This window comes from Okeania sp. SIO2F4, assembly GCF_010672385.1.
Lineage (GTDB): Bacteria > Cyanobacteriota > Cyanobacteriia > Cyanobacteriales > Microcoleaceae > Trichodesmium.
The window spans coordinates 1-1,005 of record NZ_JAAHGT010001511.1 but is presented as its reverse complement, the minus strand read 5'-3'; the positions used below and the strand labels follow the sequence as shown (position 1 = coordinate 1,005).

Genomic DNA, 1,005 nt, shown 5'->3' with positions numbered 1-1,005 from the left:
GTAGAAAATCATCTTACCAAAACCAGGAGGTCTAAAGCCTCCCCTTTTAAGGGGATGAAAAAAATATTCGCGCCTTGTATTTCAAGCCTCCGACTAAACTCGGAGGTACTGATAACTGATAACTGAAATGACCAATTACCAACGCCGAAGTGTGGCTATTTTAAAAGTCAAATTTTAATTATGAACTATGATTAAATTCTTGTTGAGCTAATTTTGTGATTTGAGCGATCGCCGACCTCTCAAGTAAAAGTTCACTTTCCAGATTTAACCATAATAAATATTCTATATTACCAGCCGGACCTTGTATAGGAGACCAAGTTAAACCAGCATATTTCCATCCTAAATTATTGGCACTACAATATACCTGAAAAATTGCCTCAGCTTGATCGGTAGAGGAACGAACTACACCTTTTTTTCCCACTCGTTCTTTTCCTACTTCAAACTGAGGTTTTACCAACAAAATTGTCTCGCGAGGAGGAATAAGTAATTGCCATAGAGCAGGTAATATTTTAGTAATAGAAATAAAAGAAACATCAACTACAGCTAAACTCGGATATATTTTTTTTGCATTTTCTTGTAGCTCGGAATTTAAGATTAGTGAGTCACCATATAATTCTGTAGGAGTTAAATAACGTAGATTAGTTCTCTCTTTCAAAATTACTCTAGGGTCGTTACGCAACTTCCAGTCAACTTGTCCGTAACCTACATCAATACCATAAATTAATTTAGCACCTGCTTGTAATAAACAATCTGTAAATCCTCCCGTAGATATGCCACCATCAAGACATATTCTGTCAGAAATCGAAATAGAAAAATGTTCTAATGCCTTAGCAATTTTATAGCCTCCCCGAGAAACATATAAAGATTTTTGTTTAACTTTAATATCTGCCTCCGAGTCAACTTCAGTTCCAGGCTTATCAATTATTTGTTGATTTACCATTACTTCCCCCGCTCTAATTAAAACTTGAGCTTTTTGCCGAGAAGTAGACAAATTTCGTTCTACCA

1 protein-coding gene is annotated in these 1,005 nt (G+C 35.6%); it reads right to left on the bottom strand.

Going from position 1 to position 1,005, the window contains the following annotated elements:
* Window positions 1-178 precede the first annotated feature (178 nt).
* On the bottom strand, window positions 179-1,005 hold an 827-nt coding region (locus tag F6K22_RS41585), incomplete at its 5' end, for a TlyA family RNA methyltransferase (RefSeq protein ID WP_293111074.1).